The 17,781-nt window shown below is 63.3% G+C and carries 11 protein-coding genes; 5 read left to right on the forward strand and 6 right to left on the reverse strand.

Annotated features, from left to right (window positions below; genetic code table 11):
- Nucleotides 1-12 precede the first annotated feature (12 nt).
- Nucleotides 13-555, reverse strand: a complete 543-nt coding sequence (gene ppa / locus OX462_RS19015; protein WP_070225002.1) for an inorganic diphosphatase — start codon at nucleotides 553-555, stop codon at nucleotides 13-15.
- Nucleotides 556-1,180: 625 nt separating this feature from the next.
- Here ppa and OX462_RS19020 point away from each other — a divergent pair.
- Nucleotides 1,181-3,607 carry a membrane-bound PQQ-dependent dehydrogenase, glucose/quinate/shikimate family gene (locus tag OX462_RS19020; protein ID WP_409026810.1) on the forward strand — a complete coding sequence of 809 codons (2,427 nt, stop codon included), beginning with the start codon at nucleotides 1,181-1,183 and terminating at the stop codon, nucleotides 3,605-3,607.
- Nucleotides 3,608-3,709: 102 nt separating this feature from the next.
- Here the strand turns inward: OX462_RS19020 and OX462_RS19025 are convergent, their stop codons facing one another.
- From OX462_RS19025 to hemC, 4 genes are read right to left on the reverse strand one after another with little or no spacing between them, the layout of a single operon-like run.
- Nucleotides 3,710-4,906, reverse strand: coding sequence for a heme biosynthesis protein HemY (locus tag OX462_RS19025; protein WP_071650305.1), 1,197 nt, complete (start codon nucleotides 4,904-4,906; stop codon nucleotides 3,710-3,712).
- A 4-nt stretch (nucleotides 4,907-4,910) separates the two neighbouring features.
- Complete coding sequence (locus OX462_RS19030) at nucleotides 4,911-6,059, reverse strand: uroporphyrinogen-III C-methyltransferase (RefSeq protein ID WP_070291290.1); 1,149 nt, start codon at nucleotides 6,057-6,059, stop codon at nucleotides 4,911-4,913.
- Nucleotides 6,056-6,838, reverse strand: coding sequence for a uroporphyrinogen-III synthase (locus OX462_RS19035; RefSeq protein WP_409028764.1), 783 nt, complete (start codon nucleotides 6,836-6,838; stop codon nucleotides 6,056-6,058). Before OX462_RS19035 ends, OX462_RS19030 begins: the two co-directional genes overlap by 4 nt.
- Entirely contained in the window at nucleotides 6,831-7,826 is a 996-nt protein-coding gene (hemC, locus tag OX462_RS19040) for a hydroxymethylbilane synthase (RefSeq protein WP_409026811.1), read from the reverse strand. The genes OX462_RS19035 and hemC overlap by 8 nt, the downstream gene beginning before the upstream one ends.
- A gap of 237 nt (nucleotides 7,827-8,063) precedes the next feature.
- Here hemC and ppc point away from each other — a divergent pair, with 237 nt between their 5' ends.
- The 3 genes from ppc to OX462_RS19055 all read left to right on the forward strand — a co-directional run bounded on the left by ppc (nucleotide 8,064) and on the right by OX462_RS19055 (nucleotide 14,081).
- Nucleotides 8,064-10,913: a phosphoenolpyruvate carboxylase gene (gene ppc, locus OX462_RS19045; protein ID WP_070224998.1), complete on the forward strand. Its 2,850-nt coding sequence runs from the start codon at nucleotides 8,064-8,066 to the stop codon at nucleotides 10,911-10,913.
- 177 nt (nucleotides 10,914-11,090) lie between these two features.
- Entirely contained in the window at nucleotides 11,091-12,878 is a 1,788-nt protein-coding gene (locus OX462_RS19050; protein WP_162995605.1) for a PAS domain-containing sensor histidine kinase, read from the forward strand.
- 63 nt (nucleotides 12,879-12,941) lie between these two features.
- Nucleotides 12,942-14,081: an HAF repeat-containing protein gene (locus OX462_RS19055; protein WP_121668947.1), complete on the forward strand. Its 1,140-nt coding sequence runs from the start codon at nucleotides 12,942-12,944 to the stop codon at nucleotides 14,079-14,081.
- A 64-nt stretch (nucleotides 14,082-14,145) separates the two neighbouring features.
- Here OX462_RS19055 and rpoD read toward each other — a convergent pair whose 3' ends face one another.
- Nucleotides 14,146-16,698 (reverse strand): RNA polymerase sigma factor RpoD, encoded by a 2,553-nt coding sequence (rpoD, locus tag OX462_RS19060; RefSeq protein ID WP_409026812.1) that lies wholly within the window; start codon nucleotides 16,696-16,698, stop codon nucleotides 14,146-14,148.
- 569 nt (nucleotides 16,699-17,267) lie between these two features.
- On the opposite strand from rpoD, the gene OX462_RS19065 reads away from it, so the two are divergent.
- Nucleotides 17,268-17,777 carry a ProQ/FINO family protein gene (locus tag OX462_RS19065; protein ID WP_070224995.1) on the forward strand — a complete coding sequence of 170 codons (510 nt, stop codon included), beginning with the start codon at nucleotides 17,268-17,270 and terminating at the stop codon, nucleotides 17,775-17,777.
- Nucleotides 17,778-17,781: the final 4 nt, after the last annotated feature.

Raw genomic sequence — 17,781 nt, forward strand, 5'->3', positions numbered from 1 at the left:
TAACTGATGCTGTTAGGCTTTTGCAGCATCTGCCTTGTAGGCGGCGACGCCGCCCAGGATTTCTTCCTTGGCCACGTCAGGGCCATACCAGCCGTCGATCTTGACCCATTTGCCTTTTTCCAGATCTTTGTAGTGCTCAAAGAAATGCTGGATCTGGCGCAAACGCAGTTCGTTCAAGTCTTCCGGCTTTTGCCAGTGGCTGTAGATCGACAGGACCTTGTCGACTGGCACGGCCAGCACTTTCGCGTCTTCGCCCGACTCGTCGGTCATTTTCAGCACGCCGATAGGACGGCAGCGCACGACCACGCCCGGGATCAGCGGGAACGGGGTGATGACCAGCACGTCGACCGGATCGCCGTCCGGCGACAGGGTGTTCGGCACGTAGCCGTAGTTGCACGGGTAATGCATGGCGGTACCCATGAAGCGATCGACGAAGATCGCGCCGCTTTCCTTGTCGACTTCGTACTTGATCGGATCGGCATTCATCGGGATTTCGATGACGACGTTGAAATCGTTCGGCAGGTCGCGGCCGGAAGAGACGTTATTCAAACTCATGGGGTTCCTCATTAGCGGATGGTGTTTTAACCGCGCAATTATAGCGAAGTACAGGCAGCTTGTGCGATGCAGCAGCGGCCCGCCGGCGTTTTGCGCGTCCTGCCAGCAACACTCGCCAGCACGGCCGTCCGGCACGCGCAAGCTGCTGCCGAGAGAATAAACAGGCTATTGGGAATAATAAGTAGAAACACTTAAGCATTACTACGGTCGGCCCCGAGTTAATACCTGAAATATCGTCATATTTTCATTTCAATATCCCCATCCAGCGAACATGGTTATCATAACCGGCATTGCATTTATTGCAGCCACTTATAACAACTGTGTCAGGCTTATTCTCCCCGAACTGTCAGCGCGTGATGGCGCGGCCGTCTCACCATCGATGGCCATCAAGCCTGCCAGCCCGGAAACTCCCTCATCCAGCATAATCTTTGCGCTTATTTGAAGCATTTATTTGATTCAAATGACGACCTGGCCAAAAAATGGCGCGACCAGAAGACAATCATCAATTCTGATAAACTGTCACATTCTGGTGATTCCAAACTTTGTATATTCTGCAATCGACGCCTTCCCTGAATTCAATATGGCGCTTTCAACGCGCCACCGATAAATCCTTGCAAAAAGGAATATGATGATTCCCTCTTTCCGGCCCGGGCCTTTATTAAAGGTCACCGGCGTTATTTTCATTCTGTTTGGCCTCGCCCTGCTGGGCGGCGGCATCTGGCTGGCCACGCTCGGCGGCTCCTGGTACTACCTGCTGGCCGGCATAGGCATGCTCGTCGCCGGCGTGCTGGTGTTCCAGGGCAAGCGCAGCGCGCAAGCTTTCCTCGCCTTCTTGCTGACCGCCACCCTCATCTGGTCCGTCATCGAAGTGAAATTCGACTGGTGGCAATTGCTGCCGCGCCTCGACATCTGGTTTGCCGCCGCCGTCTGGCTGCTGCTGCCCTTCGTCAGCCGCCGCCTGGCGCCACCCGCCGCCACGAAACAGGGGCAATTGGGACGCACGGCCCTGTCCGCCGCCGTGGCCCTGACCGTCATCGCCGGCGTCATCGCCCTGTTCCAGGACTACCATGACCTGCATGGCGACGTGCCAGCCGAAAACATGGCCGCCACCGCCACCGGCGACCTGGCGCCCGGCGTCGAGCACAACGACTGGTCCGCGTATGGCCGCTCCGGCTATGGCGACCGCTATGCCCCGGCCGCGCAGATTACGCCGGCGAATATTTCCGGCCTGAAAGAAGCCTGGACCTATCATACGGGCGACTTCAAGGGACCGAACGACCCGGGCGAGATCGCCAACGAAGTCACGCCGCTGAAGGTCAATGACATGCTGTACCTGTGCACGCCGCACAATATCGTCATCGCGCTGAACCCGGACACGGGCAAGGAAATCTGGCGCCACGATCCGAAGATCAACCGCGACGCGGCCAGCTACCAGCACATGATCTGCCGCGGCGTCGCCTACTGGGACGTCAACGCGGGCCGCGCCAAGAACAACCCGGCCCCCGAAGCGGCCGGCATGGAATGCCCGCGCCGCATCCTGGCGCCGACCATGGACGGCACCATGATCGCCGTCAATGCCGATACGGGCGAGTCGTGCAAGAGCTTTGGCAACAACGGCGTCGTCAACCTGTATAAAAACATGGCCATGATCAAGCGCGGTTTCCTGATGCCCACCTCGCCGCCCGCCGTCTCGCAGAAAATGGCCGTGATCGCCGCCAGCGTGACGGACAACCATTCGACGGAAGAACCATCGGGCGTGATCCGCGGCTACGATCCCGTCACGGGCAAGCTGATGTGGAACTGGGACCCGGCCACGCCGGAAGATACCAAGCCCTTCCCTGAAGGCAAGAACTACACCAACAACTCGCCCAACTCGTGGGGCGTGGCCAGCATCGATGAAAAGCTGGGCATGGTGTACATCCCGATGGGCAATGAAACCCCCGATACCTGGGGCGGCAACCGCAACAAGAACGGCGAGAAATTCAACAGCGCCATCGTCGCGCTGGACCTGGCGACCGGCAAAGTGCGCTGGGTCTACCAGACCGTGCACCACGATATCTGGGACATGGATATCGGCGGCCAGCCTTCGCTGGTCGACATCGACACGCCGAAAGGCAAAGTGCCGTCCGTCGTCGCCACGACGAAACGGGGCGACATCTATGTGATCGACCGCCGCGACGGCAGCCTGGTCGTGCCGGCGCCGGAAAAACCCGTGCCGACGAGCAATCCTGCCGCCGGCGACACCCTGTCGCCCACGCAGCCGTTCTCGGCCCTGACCTTCTTGCCTGAACGCAATATCAGCGAAGCGGACATGTGGGGCACGACGCCGTTCGACCAGCTCGCTTGCCGCATCATCTTCAAGGAACGCCGCTATGAAGGCCCGTTCACGCCGCAAACGGCCGGCAAGGGCGCCGTCATCTCGCCGGGCCCGCTGGGCATCTTCGAATGGGGCGGCGCGGCCATCGACCCCGTGCGCCAGTTGTTGATCGTCAACCCTGACTACATGGGCTTCCTGGAAAAACTCGTGCCGCGCGCCGAAACGACGGCCAAGGGCGGCACGGGCGGCGAAATGGGCTTGCAGCCGCAGACGGGCGTCCCGTTCGCCGTGGAAATCAAGGCCTTCCTGTCGCCGCTGGGCTTCCCATGCCAGGCACCGCCGTGGGGCTATGTGGCCGCCGTCGACCTGCGCACCATGAAAAAAGTGTGGATGCACAAGAACGGCACCACGCGCGACAGCGGTCCCGTGCCGATCCCGTTGCCGCTGGGCGTGCCCAGCCTGGGCGGCATGGTCACCACGGGCGGCGGCGTGACTTTCCTCAGCAGCACGCTCGACTATTACATCCGCGGCTACGACGTCAGCAACGGCAAGGTCATCTGGAAAGCCCGCTTGCCAGCCGGCGGCCAGGCTACGCCGATGAGCTATGTGTCGAACAAGTCGGGACGCCAGTTCGTCGTCGTCATGGCCGGCGGCCACGGTTCGCTGGGCACGAAGATGAGCGATACCCTGATCGCGTATGCCCTGCCCGAAGGCACCGCCGTACCGAAGAAGTAAATAGCAACGCAGCAGCGCACTCTGCCATGGGGTGCGCATAAAAAAAGCCGTTCAGTCTGCACTGAACGGCTTTTTTACGTCTGGAGAAATGGCCTACAAGGCTTACAGGATGGTGGCCAGCGCGCACTGCCGGTAATGGGCGGCGGCCTGTTCCGTCTGCTGCAAGGCATCGTGCATCTGCGCCAGCTTCAAGTGGGCGTCGCGCACCATCTGCGGTTCGTTGGCGTCCGACAAAGCCTGCTCCAGGTGGCGCTGGGCCTTGCCCCACAGTTTTTGCTTGAGGCACAGGGTACCGAGGGTCAGCGCCAGTTCCGCATCGAGCGGACGCTGTTTCAGCCATTGCTCGCAATGCTCGATCTGCAGCAGCAAGGCCGGCGTGCCGCTCGGGGCCGCCGCTTCGCGGTAGGCGCGCACGACGCGCTCGTCCCAGTCGGCGGCCAGCGACTCTTCGCACACGAGGCGCGCTTCGTCATGCAGGCCGCGCGCATTCAGGGCCGTGGCGGCGCGGCAGGCGATATACGGCTTGACCCGGTCGGCGCTTGGCACGGTCGACCATACGCGCAGCAAGGATTCGGCGTCATGCGACGGGTCGGACAGCAAATGGTCGTAAGCCAGTTCGCGCAGGCGCGACGACAGGGCCGGATGCAGGGCGCGGTGCTTGTCGAGCGAACGCACGAGGCGCAGCACTTCCGGCCAGTTCTTCGCCTGCTGCTCGGCTTTCAGCGACCATTGCAGCGCGTGAATATGGCGCGTGCCGCTGGCGTTGAGTTCGCGCACGGCGGCCAGCGCCGCTTCCGGCTGGTGGTCGTCGACCAGCAATTCCGTCACCGTCATCAATCGGGCCGTCTTCAGGCTGGCGTCGCCTTCGACGCGGGCCAGCCAGCTGTCGCGGCGTTCGGACTGGCGCATGCGGTGCGCGGCGCGCGCGCCGATCAGCGCGGCCAGGCCGGCGTTTTCGTCCAGTTCGGCGGCGCGCAAGGCGGCCTTCTCTGCATGGCCGAAACGGCCTTCGAACAGGGCTTTCAAGGCTTCGCGCAAACCCTTGTTGCCATCGCGCTCACGCTTGCGCTGGCGGTAGGCCGCCACTTGCGCCGGCATGCGCACGGTGGCGCGCACGGCGCGCACCAGCAGGTACAGCAGCACGAACAGCACGACCTGCAGCAGCAGGAAGAAGTTCAGCGACAAATCGATGCGGTACGGCGGATAGAACAGCACCACGTTGCCAGGGTTGAAACGGGCCGTCACGGCGATACCGATCGCCGCGGCCATCAGGGCGAGTAACCAGAGAAATAGACGCATGGGCTCAGGACTTCGCTTTGTAGTTGCGCACAGCAGTCAGGCTGTCGGACAAGGTTGGCATTTCGATGGCCAGATTGCTGCCCTGCACCTGGCGCAGCAGGGCTTGCGCCGTCTGCGTGCTCTTGGCGCGGGTGTCGAAATACTTGGCCAGCGCATCCTGCGCGGCGATCAAGTCGTTGCGGAACGCCGTTTCATTGCGCGACAACAAGGCCATGCGGGCATTGAGCAAGCGCAGCTTGACGTTTTCGCGCAAGAAATACGATTGCGTCGGCGACAGCATCAGCGCTTCCGGCGTATCGACTCTGCGGATACGGATCAATTGGCGCACGTCGGCCCACATGTCGCCGCTCCAGGTATTGAAGCCGTCGCGCACCTTTTGCAGCAGCGGTTCCGGCGCCGGCGGACCCACCAGCTTGCCGCTGGCATCGCGCACGGGCTTGGCCTTGCCCGGTTTTTCCGGCGCGGCCGGCAAGGCCGGCGTTTCGTCGGACAGCATCGGCAAGGAATCGACCTGGGCGATCACGGCGTCGAGACGCAGGGCCACGCCCGTCGAATCGACGCTGGGCAGGGCCTTGAGTTTTTCCATGTCGCGCCCGATGGCGCGGCGGATGGTGATGAATTGCGGCTTGTCGGAACGCGACAGGCTGCGGTCCGCGTTTTGCAGGGCGATCAGCGCGCCGGGCACGTTGCCGGCCAGCTGCAGCTGCTGGCTGGCCGTCGACAGCACTTGCTCGATTTCCGTCAGCGCCCACTCGTCGCGATTCTTCGACAAGTCGTTATACAGTTGTTCCAGGGCCAGCTGCTGGCTTTGCGTTTCGCTCTGGCGGTTTTCCAGCGCACCCACCTTGATTTCCAGCTCTTTCGTGCCTTCTTGCACGGTGCGCGCCAGCACGCCCGTTTCGGCGTTGCTGACATCGCCCTTTTGCAGGCGCTTGGCCACTTCTTCGCGCAGGTTGCGGATCTGCTTGCTGGACGACCAGCTTTGCGCCGCCAGCAGCACGGCCAGCACGATGACGGCGATGCTCATGGGCTTTTGCAGCTGTTCCAGCAAGGTCGGCGCGCGGCCGGCAGGTTGGTCGGCCGCCTGCGGCGCCGTCTTCACGGCGCTGCCAGGCGTTGCATTCGGTTCGGAGAGTGTAGGCATTTCGTTCATGGTCGTGATTGTAACGCGGCGAGCACTCCTGCGTCGCCTGATCCTGTCAGGGTGACACGGGCAAAACCCAGGGCCGCCGCCGTTTGTGCAATGCGGGCGTGCGGCACGATCAGATGTTGCTGTTGCATTTTCACAACAGCCGTCTTTTCAGCATCCAATTCCTCAAGAAGCGCCAGCAAACCGCGCAGCGCTTCCGAGCTGGTGATGATCCAGTCATTATTATGCTGCAACAGCTTTTCCAGGGTCGCCCGCAAGGCCGGCGTCAGCTTGGGCACCTGGCGGCGGTAGGCTGTGACGAACTCGACTTCGGCGCCAGCGGCGCGCAAGCCGTCGGCCAGGTAATCGCGTCCGCCGTCGCCGCGCACGATCAGCACGCGCTTGCCGCGCAGGGCCGGCAAGTCCAGCGCCAGCAATAAATGTTCGGAATCGCTGCGCGCCGTGTCGAGCGGACTGGTGATGCTGGCATTCGCATCCGTGACGCCATGCGCGGCCAAGGCCATCCGGCTGCCCTCGCCCACGACGGCCAGCGGCACGCCTGGCGGCCAGGCGGACAGGTGCGCAAAGACGCAATCGATGGCGTTCGGCGAGACGAAGGCCACCAAGTCATATTCCGCCAGGCGCGCCAGCACGGCTTGCAGCTGCGCGCATTCATCTGCGCCATCGAGCGCGTGGATTTCCAGCAGCGGCAGCAGGGTCACGGGCCAGCCCAGCGCCGCGATCCTGGCGGCCAGCGGCCCCGCTTGCGCCGCGGGCCGCGTGATCACCACCGTGTCAGGCATGCGGCGCCAGGCCTTCATGGTTGTCGGGCGTAATGGCGCACGAGGCGAGGATGCCGGCGGCATCCTGTGCGCGCAGCAGCTCGGCCACCTGTTCGCCCAGCAGCTCCGGCGCGCTGGCCGGGCCTTCGAACTCGGCGCTGGCCATGCGCGCGCCGTCCGGCGTGGCGACCATGGCGCGCAAGCGCATGCTGTCGCCTTCGACAGTGGCAAACGCGGCCAGCGGAATCTGGCAGCTGCCGCCGAAGATCTTCGACACCTTGCGCTCGGCCGTGACGGCTTGCGCCGTATCAATATGGTTCAGCGGCGCCAGCAGGGCCGTCATGTCGACGCCGTCGGCGCGACCGGCGCGCACCTCGATCGCCATCGCGCCCTGGCCGGCGGCAGGCAGGCTGTCTTCCGGCGCCAGCACGGCGCGGATGCGCGACGCCAGGCCCAGGCGTTTCAGGCCGGCGGCGGCCAGGATGATGGCGGCGTAATCGCCACGGTCCAGCTTGCCCAAGCGCGTGTCGAGGTTGCCGCGCAGGGGCAGAATCGTCAGGTGCGGGTAGCGCGCGGCGATCAGCGACTGACGGCGCAGGCTGCTGGTGCCGACGACGGCGCCGTGCGGCAGCTCGGCCAGGCTGGCGTAATCGTTGGACACGAACGCGTCGCGCGGGTCTTCGCGCTCGAGGATGGCGGCCAGGGCAAAGCCTGCCGGCAACTCCATCGGCACGTCTTTGAGCGAATGCACGGCCAGGTCGGCGCGGCCCTCTTCCATCGCCACTTCCAGTTCCTTGACGAACAGGCCCTTGCCGCCTACCTTGGACAGGGCGCGGTCCAGAATCTGGTCGCCGCGTGTGGTCATGCCGAGAATTTCAACGCTACACTGCGGATACAGGGCGGCCAGGCGCGCACGCACGTGTTCGGCTTGCCACATGGCAAGACGGCTCTCGCGCGTGGCGATCACCAGGCGGGAAGGAATATTTTGGGTCAATTCGGATGCTTTCAAAACAAGTTCTTTCGCTGTGGCTGTCGTTGTCGTTGCCAATTCGCCCGTCCGATATCAATTTGTATCGGAATGACGCCCGGCCTCGCTATAATCGTTATCCCTTAGCCTAGAAGGCCAAGTCAGGCTAGCGTCCATGTTGAAGACCACAAATTTTATCATGCGCCCCCTCCCCTCTGCGGCCAAACGCCCGGTGCGATCCACATTCCCTTGCTTTTACACTTACTTTGGTTCTTTATTATGCTCAATGACGCAGTAGCACCAGAAATAGTCCCGGCGGCCGGCTCCGACAAGGACGCGCCGCTGAAAGAAGATATCCGCCTGCTGGGCCGCCTGCTGGGCGACGTGCTGCGCGAACAGGAAGGCGACGCCGTCTTCAATGTGGTGGAAACCATACGCCAGACTTCCGTGCGCTTCCGCCGCGAAGCGGACGCCGACGCCGCGCTGGAACTCGATGCCATGCTCAAGGAACTGAGCCGCGAACAGACGATTTCCGTCGTGCGCGCGTTTTCCTATTTTTCGCACCTGGCCAACATTGCGGAAGACCAGCATCACATCCGCCGCCGCCGCGCCCACCTGCTGGCCGGCTCGCCGGCGCAAAAGGGCAGCGTCAGCTTCGCGCTGAAAAAACTGCGCGCCGCCGGCGTGCCGCGCAAGACCGTCGACACCTTCTTCCAGGACGCCCTGATCGCGCCCGTGCTGACGGCCCACCCGACGGAAGTGCAGCGCAAGAGCATCCTCGACGCCGAGCACGACATCGCCCGCCTGCTGGCCGAGCGCGACCTGCCGCAGACGCCGAAGGAACGGCAGGCCAACATGCAGCTGCTGCGCTCGCGCGTGGCCACCCTGTGGCAGACGCGCATGCTGCGCTACTCGAAGCTGACGGTGGCCGACGAAATCGAAAACGCCCTGTCCTACTACCGCATCACCTTCCTGCGCGAACTGCCGGGCCTGTACGACGACATCGAGGAAGACATCGCCGCCGAGTACCCGAACGGCAACGGCACGATCGAGCCGATCAATGCCGCCTACGTGCAGATGGGCAGCTGGATCGGCGGCGACCGCGACGGCAACCCCAACGTCAACGCCGGCACCATGCAGCACGCGCTGGCGCGCCACGCCACCACCATCCTCGACTTTTACCTCGACGAAGTGCACGCGCTGGGCGCGGAACTGTCCGTCTCGACCCTGATGGTGGGCGTGAGCGCCGAACTGCAGGCGCTGGCCGACCAGTCGCCGGACGCCTCGCCGCACCGCAGCGACGAACCGTACCGCCGCGCCCTGATCGGCATCTATGCGCGCCTGGCCGCCACGGCCCGCGCGCTGGGCGCCACCAACATCCTGCGCAAGGAAGTGGGCGCGGCCGCGGCGTACCCTGACGCGGCAGCCTTTGTGGCCGACTTGCGCACCATCGTCGCCTCGCTCGAGTCGCACCACGGCGCGGCCCTCGTGCGCCCGCGCCTGGCGACCCTGGCGCGCGCGGCCGACATCTTCGGTTTCCACCTGGCGTCGCTCGACATGCGCCAGACTTCCGACGTGCACGAGCGCGTGCTGGCCGACCTGTTCGCGAAAAGCGGCGTGGCCGCCGACTACACGACCCTGTCCGAGGAAGACAAGCAGGCGCTGCTGCTGAACGAACTGGCCCAGCCGCGCCTGCTGTACTCGCCCTACATCGCCTACGCCACGGAAACGGATTCCGAACTGGCCATCCTGCGCGCGGCGCGCGACATCCGCCAGCGCTACGGCGCGCGGGCCATCCGCAATTACATCATTTCGCACACGGAAACCGTGTCCGACTTGCTGGAAGTACTGCTGCTGCAAAAGGAAACAGGCTTGCTGCGCACCGACTGGCAGGCCGGGGGCGACGGCGACAGCACGTGCGAGCTGATGGTCATCCCCCTGTTCGAGACCATCCCCGACCTGCAGCGCGCGGCCGGCATCATGAGCCAGCTCATGGCCTTGCCGCTGGTCAAGCAATTGATCGCCAAGCAGGGACAGTTGCAGGAAGTCATGCTCGGCTATTCCGATTCGAACAAGGATGGCGGTTTTCTCACGTCGAACTGGGAACTGTACAAGGCGGAACTGGCATTGGTGGCGGATTTCCAGAAGGCCGGCGTCAAGCTGCGCCTGTTCCATGGCCGCGGCGGCACGGTGGGCCGTGGCGGCGGACCCAGCTACGAAGCCATCCTGGCGCAGCCGCCGGGCACCGTCAACGGCCAGATCCGCCTGACGGAGCAGGGCGAAATCATCGCCTCGAAGTTTTCCAACGCGGAAATCGGCCGGCGCAACCTGGAATTGCTGGTCGCCGCGACCCTGGAAGCGAGCCTGGCGCCGCAGGAAGCCAATCCGGCCCGCAACGGCCAGCTGGCGCAATTCGAAGCCGTGATGGCGCAGCTGTCGGACCTCGCCTATCACGCCTACCGCCACCTCGTGTATGAAACGCCGGGCTTTACGGAGTATTTCTTCTCGGCCACGCCGATTGCGGAAATCGCCGAGCTGAACCTCGGTTCGCGCCCCGCCTCGCGCAAGGCCAACCAGCGCATCGAAGACTTGCGCGCCATTCCCTGGGGCTTTTCCTGGGGCCAGTGCCGCTTGCTGCTGCCGGGCTGGTTCGGCTTCGGCAGCGCCATCGAAGCGTGGATCAACGATGGCGAGCCAGCGTCGAAGGATGACAGGATCGCCACCCTGCGCGCCATGTACGCCGAATGGCCGTTCTTTGCCACCCTGCTGTCGAACATGGACATGGTGCTGGCCAAGACCGACCTGGCCATCGCGTCGCGCTACGCGGAACTGGTGGCGGACCAGGACTTGCGCGAACGCATCTACAAGCGCATCACGGAAGAGCACGGCAACACCTTGCGCTGCCTGGAGCTGATCACCGGCAATACCGAGCGCCTGGCGGGCAATCCGCTGCTGGCCCGCTCGATCCAGAACCGCTTCGCCTACCTCGACCCGCTGAACCATTTGCAGGTGGAATTGATCAAGCGCAACCGCGCCCTGTCCAGCGCCAGTAAAGTCGATGAACGGGTGCACCGCGGCATCCAGCTGTCGATCAACGGCGTGGCGGCAGGCTTGCGCAACACGGGCTGATCGCGCCGCATTGCCTTCGGCAAGCAGGGGCCGGCACCGCAAGGGTCGGCCCTTTTGCTTTCCAAATGGAAAAATATTCTCAATAAAACAACATTTGGTATTACACTAGCGTCGAATACTTTTCCCACTCCGGCGCTACGTGCACCGCAGCGGCCAACGATGACGCCAGGGACGCGTATGAGCAAATGGTCGATTGAAACGCTGAGTACGGCATGCGCCGCCCTCGTCCTGGTGGTGCTGGGCTGGCTGGCCGGCGCGGCCTGGCAGGAGCTCGACTCCTGGGAACATATCTGGCTGTTGCTGCTGCTGGCGGCAGCCGCCGGCACGGCCATGTGGCTGATGCGCAAGCTGCGCGCCCACCTCGCCAGCACGCGCTTGCAGCTCGATGCCAGCACCATGCGCTACCGCCACCTGAGCGAGACGGCGCAGGACGGCATGTGGCAAACGGATGCGCAAGGCACGATATTGCATCTCAACCAGCGCCTGTGCGACATGCTCGATATGCCTGCGGAAAAGCTGCTGGGCCATAAAATGAGCGAATTCTACGATGAGGCGACCTTGCTGCGCCTGTGTCCGCTGCGCCAGACAGCCACGGATAGCTGCATGGGAGAACTGCAATACCGGCACAGCGACGGTTCGGAACGCTGGGCGATGATCAGCGGCCGCCGCCTGTACGACCAACAGGGCACGCTGACGGGCGCGCTCGTGCTGGCCAGCGACATCACCGAACAAAAGCGGGCCGAACATGCATTGAGCGTCGCCCATGCGGAACTGGAAAGCCGCGTGGCCCTGCGCACGGCCCAGCTGCTCGACGTCAATCTCCAGCTATCGGCGGAAATCGCCATGCGCGCGCAAACGGAAGCGGCCCTGGCGCGCAGCGAAGAACGGCTGCAGGACATCATCTCCATGATGCCCCTGTCGCTGTTCCTGAAAGATGCCGATTCGCGCATCGTGCTGATGAACCAGGCCTGCGAGCAGCAATGGGGCGTGCACCAGCAGGACATTGCCGAAGGGCGCGACTTGCAGCATTTCCCCAGCGACCAGAACGTGGGCTTCCACGCGGCGGACCAGGAAGCGTTTGCCAGCCGCAAGGTGGTGATACGCGAAGAACTGGTATGGAATGCGCAGCTGCAGGAAAATCGCCTGCTGCAGACGCACAAGAAACCCATCTTCGATGCCGAAGGGCGGCCGCAGATGATCATCGCCATGGCCATCGACATCACCGACAGCAAGCGCAACGAGGAAAACCTGGAACGCACCCTGGCCCAGCTGCGCGAACTGAGCGACCACCAGCAAACGATCAAGGAAGAGGAACGCCGGCGCATCGCGCTCGACATTCATGACGACCTGGGCCAGAACCTGATGGTGCTGCGCATCGATGTGTCGCTGCTGCACGCGCGCACGGCCAAGACCCATCCGCGCCTGCACCGCCACGCGCAGCGCGTGCTCGACACCATCGACACCACCATCCGCTCGGTGCGCACCATCATCAATGACCTGCATCCCAGCACCCTCGAACTGGGACTGGGTCCGGCGGCCGAATGGCTGCTCCGCCAGATGGAAAGCCGCGGCGCCATCCGCTACCGGCTCACGCTCGACAGCGAGGTGCCGGACCTGGGCCTCGATCAGCGCCAGACCTCGGCCATCTTCCGCGTGCTGCAGGAATCGCTGTCGAACATCGTGCGCCACGCCCAGGCCAGCGAAGTGGAGGTGGCGCTGGAGCAAGATGCGGATTCCATCATCCTGCGCATCAGCGACAACGGCATCGGCATGCAGCCGGGCGACGACGGCAAGCGGGCCGCCTTCGGCCTGAAAAGCATACGCGAACGTGTCCACGCGCTGGGCGGCGAACTGCGCATCGACAGCCAGGCGGGCCGGGGCACGGTGCTGACCATCTACCTGCCCCACGCCGCCAGACGCGCCATGCCGGCCATGCCAGAACACAAACATTACCAAAAACAGTAGCGAATTAAATATGCATTTTTGGCAAATAAAAGTATAGTAAGTTTTTTCCTAGAGGAAACTATCATGCTGACACGGTTCTCCCGCCTCCCCGCCCCATTGCTCGGCCTGTGCCTGCTGGCCGCCGTTTCCAGCGCCAGCGCCACCATCTATGCCGAACGGGGCTTTGGAGAAAGGGATGGCAACGGCAGCATCGCATCCGACCTGAACCCGGCTGGCCTGGTGGCCGGCATCATCATGGAAGAGGAAGGACGGCGCCGCGCCGTGACGTATCAGCATGGCCGCCTCCGCGAGCTGGGCACCCTGGGCGGCGATGAAGGTTTTACCAAGGCCATCAATATCCATGGCGCGGTGGTCGGTTCGGCGCAAACGGCCAGCGGCGCCTGGCACGCCTTCCGCTACGACGCGGCGGGCGGCATGCGCGACCTGGGCACCCTGGGCGGTACCAGCAGCTATGCCACGGCCATCGCACAAGGCGGCCAGGTGGCCGGCTATGCCGACACGAGCGGCGGCGATTTCCACGCCTTTGTGACAAAAGCCGACCACAGCCTGCAAGACCTGGGCACCCTGGGCGGCGCCAGCAGCTATGCCAGCGGCCTGAACAGCCATGGCGTGGTGGTGGGCACGGCCCAGCGCGGCGATGGCTACCGCCGCGCCTTCGTCTACCACCCCGGCGCGGGCATGCAGGAAATCGGCACTCTGCCCGGCGGGCGCATCAGCTCGGCCACCGCCATCAATGACGCGGGCCTGATCGTGGGCGCCTCGGAAACGGAAAAACGCCGCTGGCACGCGTTTGCCTGGGATGGCAAGCGCATGCTGGACCTGGGCGCCCTGATCGGCCAGGGCGACAGCTACGCCACGGCCGTCAACGCGGCCGGGCACGTCGTCGGCAGCGTCAACATCAACGGTTTTGAACCGATGACCTTTGTCTACAAGGAAGGCGTGATGACGGTACGCCGCCGCGACGACGGCCTGTACCTGACCAACAAGATCACGGACGCCGGCCTGGTGGTGGGCGCCGTCTACACAGGGCATAAATTCCAGGCCTTCGCCGTGCCCTCGCAAGCATCGCCGCCGCCGCCGCGCCGCAACCCGCTGGACTGGTTCTTCCTGACCGTCATCGCCGCCGCCTGCGGCGCGGCCCTGTTCCGCGCGCGCCGGCACGTGCGCGCCGGCCTGCTGGGACAGCGCACGCATTTTCTATAAATCGGCACAGGTAGGGACGAAAAAAAAGAGGCTTGCGCCTCTTTTTTTATTGCCTGCTGACCGCTTAGTTTTGCGTCAGGAAAGTCTTCAGCTTGTCCGAGCGCGAAGGCTGGCGCAGCTTGCTCATGGCTTTCGCTTCGATCTGGCGGATGCGCTCGCGCGTCACGTCGAACTGCTTGCCCACTTCTTCCAGCGTGTGGTCGTTCGACATTTCCACGCCGTAACGCATGCGCAGCACTTTCGCTTCGCGCGGCGTCAACGAGTCCAGCACTTCCTTGATCACGTTGCGCATCGAGGCGTGCAGCGCGGCGTCCAGCGGCGCCAACGTCGTGTTGTCTTCGATGAAGTCGCCCAGTTGCGAATCGCCATCTTCGCCCATCGGCGTTTCCATGGAAATCGGCTCTTTCGCGATCTTCATGATTTCACGCACCTTGTTTTCCGGCATTTCCATCTTGACGGCCAGGGTCGCCAGGTCCGGCTCGCTGCCCGTTTCCTGCATGATCTGGCGCGAGATGCGGTTCATCTTGTTGATCGTTTCGATCATGTGCACCGGCACGCGGATGGTGCGGGCCATGTCGGCGATCGAACGCGTGATCGCCTGGCGTATCCACCAGGTGGCGTAGGTCGAGAACTTGTAGCCGCGGCGGTATTCGAATTTATCGACGGCCTTCAGCAGACCGATGTTGCCTTCCTGGATCAGGTCGAGGAATTGCAAGCCGCGGTTGATGTATTTCTTCGCGATCGAAATCACCAGACGCAAGTTGGCGACCGTCATTTCGCGTTTCGCGTGACGCGCGCGCTTTTCGCCGGCAGCCATCTGCTTATTGATCTTGCGCAAGTCCGCCAGCGGCAGGGCCACGCGCGCTTGCAGGTCGATCATCTTCTTTTGCAGTTCCTTGACGGCAGGCACGTTACGGCTGAGGATGGCGCTGTACGGGTACTTGCAGTCGACTTCGCGGTCGACCCATTCCAGGTCGCATTCATTGCCCGGGAACACCTTGATGAAGTGGGCGCGCGGCATGCCGCATTTGTTCACGCACAGTTCCAGCACGGCGCGCTCGATGTGGCGCACTTCTTCCATCTGGCCGCGCAGGGTGTCGCACAGCTTTTCGACGACCTTGGCCGTGAAGCGGATGCCCAGCAATTCCTGCGAAATGGCTTCCTGCGCCTTGATGTAGGCTTTCGAGTTGTAACCCTCGGGCGCCTTGCGCATCTTGTCGTACTGCGTCGAAATGACGTTGAATTTCTCCAACGCATTCTTTTTCAGCTGGGCCAGTTGCTCGCTGGAGAAACCGGCAGCGCCGCCATTGGCGTCACCGTCTTCTTCCTCGGCTTCTTCTTCCTCTTCCTCGTCGTCACCGCTGGCGGCGGCGGGAGCGGGCGCGGCGGCTGGCGCCGGGGCATTGCTTTCGTTCAAATCCACAAAGCCGTCGACCACTTCATCGACCTTGATTTCATCGCGCGCAATTTTTTGCGACAGCGCGACGATTTCGCCGATCGTGGTGGGGCAGGCGGAAATGGCCTGGATCATGTCTTTCAGGCCGCCTTCGATGCGCTTGGCGATCTCGATCTCGCCTTCGCGCGTCAGCAGCGCCACGGCGCCCATTTCACGCATGTACATGCGCACGGGGTCGGTGGTGCGGCCGAAGTCGGAGTCGACGGTCGACAGGGCCGTGGCGGCAGCCGCTTCCACTTCATCGTCGCTGGTGACGGTGGCGACGTTGTCAGTCAACAACAGGCTTTCCGCATCAGGGGCGCGCTCGTAGACGGCGATGCCCATGTCGTTGAAAGTGGCGATGATGCCTTCGATCGCTTCCGGATCGATGATGTTTTCCGGCAATTGGTCATTGATCTCGGCGTAGGTGAGGAAACCGCGTTCCTTGCCCATGTTGATCAAGCCCGTGATCTGCTTGCGGCGGCGTTCCAGGTCCGCTGCCGATGCTTCCGGATCGCCCAGCGCGTCCGCCAGGCCGCCCTTGGCCTTGCGGTCGCGCGCCTTCGACACGGCCTTCAGTTCGGCGCGCTCGACGGCGTTCAGTGCCGCCACTTCATCGTTTTCCGGCGTGAATTCGCTCGGCTTGCGGCCGCGGCGGCCTGGCACCTTGACGGTCGGCAGGAAGTAATTCGAGGTGTCGATGGCGGCCAGGGCATCGGCGTCCGTGGTCTTGCTGACCACTTGCGCGCCGGTGATGATGGTCACGGGCGCTGCCTCAGGCTTGGCGCGCACGACTTTCGAGCGGGCTGCCGTCACCACCTTGTTCGTGGCGGCGCTTTCGCTGACCTTGCGCGGCGCGGCCGGGGCCTTGGCGCCGGGGGCGACCTTCACGCTTGGCGTTTTGGCCGGTGCGGCGTCGGCCACCTCGGCCACGTCGGCAACGGCGTCGACAGCCGCCGCTGGCGCTTCGGCAGCCGCATCAGCCGGCGGCACGGCAGCCAGGCGCGAGCGGCTTTTCTTCACCACGGTGACGACGGTCGGTGCCGTCGTGACGGTCGCTTCCGGATTCGCTTGCGCATTATCGATGAAGTAAGATAAAGTCGTTTTGGGTACGGCAAGTGGCGCCGCGGCTGGGCGTGGCGCCTTGGCGGACAACGTTAAAGTTTTTGGCGTATTCTTCATGAGATATCTCTTAATGCGAGACCAGATGGTGTCGGCGCGAAGTGAATGATTCCACCTAAGCCTGCGAAACCGGACTCGATGGAGCGTATTGTTGCGGCTGCCGTGTTAACGGCAGCGGCGCCTGTCTATCGGGACGTTCAAAGCCCGCGCATCCGTCATGCGGAGCGGCGGGGCCGAAGCCGGGTCAGATAAATAAGCGATGTACATTGCGGAATGAAAAAAAGCCCGTACCAGAACGGGCTTGAATCTATTGTTGTTCAGTGAAGACACAGCGGAGAGCAAGATTATGCACGAAGGCCAGTTATCTGGATAATTGATAAGCAAAATATCTGATATCAAAAATATCAATAATGATGGCCCTGCACCGCACTGCTCCTATCCCCTGCACACCTGAGCCAGACCATCAAAAACGGGGTCCAGTCATCAGCGCAAGCCGACATTATACACATTTCCCGTATTTCGCGCTGTGTCCGCTGTAGGGCGGACCCGCTTGTTGCAGCGCAAGTTGCCAAAAAAGACAATGCACTTGCCTGTGGCGCGTGCTATGCTCCCCTTTTATAGCCCAACCAATGATGTCGATGACCAGCTCCACGCCAGACCAGCAAGCCACCACTCCTGACACGCCAGTCGATGCAGCCCCAGCGGCGGCACCGGCCGCAGCGACCACGCCGGCGCCTGCCGGCCTGACCGCACGCGCGCTGCTGAAGCAGTTCCAGGAGCAATTCCCGCCATTCCGCGATTGCCTGCCCTTGTCGATCGGTATCGACAAGCAGATCCTGGCGCGCCTGCCGGACCTGGACCGCAAGCTGATGCGCACGGCGCTGGGCATCCACACGGGTTCGCTGCGCTACCTGCGCGTGATGGAAAAAGCCAAGATCCGCTACGACCTCGACGGCACGGCCGGCGCGGAAGTGACGCAAACGCACCGCGACCACGCCACGCAAGTCTTGCAGCAGCGCTTCAAGAAGGAAGCCGAGCGCAAGAAAGCCGAGCGCGACGCGGCGGCCGCCGAAGAAGCGAACCGCTTGCGCCTGGAAAAACTGAATCAGCTGACCGCGAAATTCTCGCGCAAAGGCTGATCCG

This window comes from Janthinobacterium aestuarii (assembly GCF_046113285.1).
Taxonomy (GTDB): Bacteria; Pseudomonadota; Gammaproteobacteria; order Burkholderiales; family Burkholderiaceae_D; genus Janthinobacterium.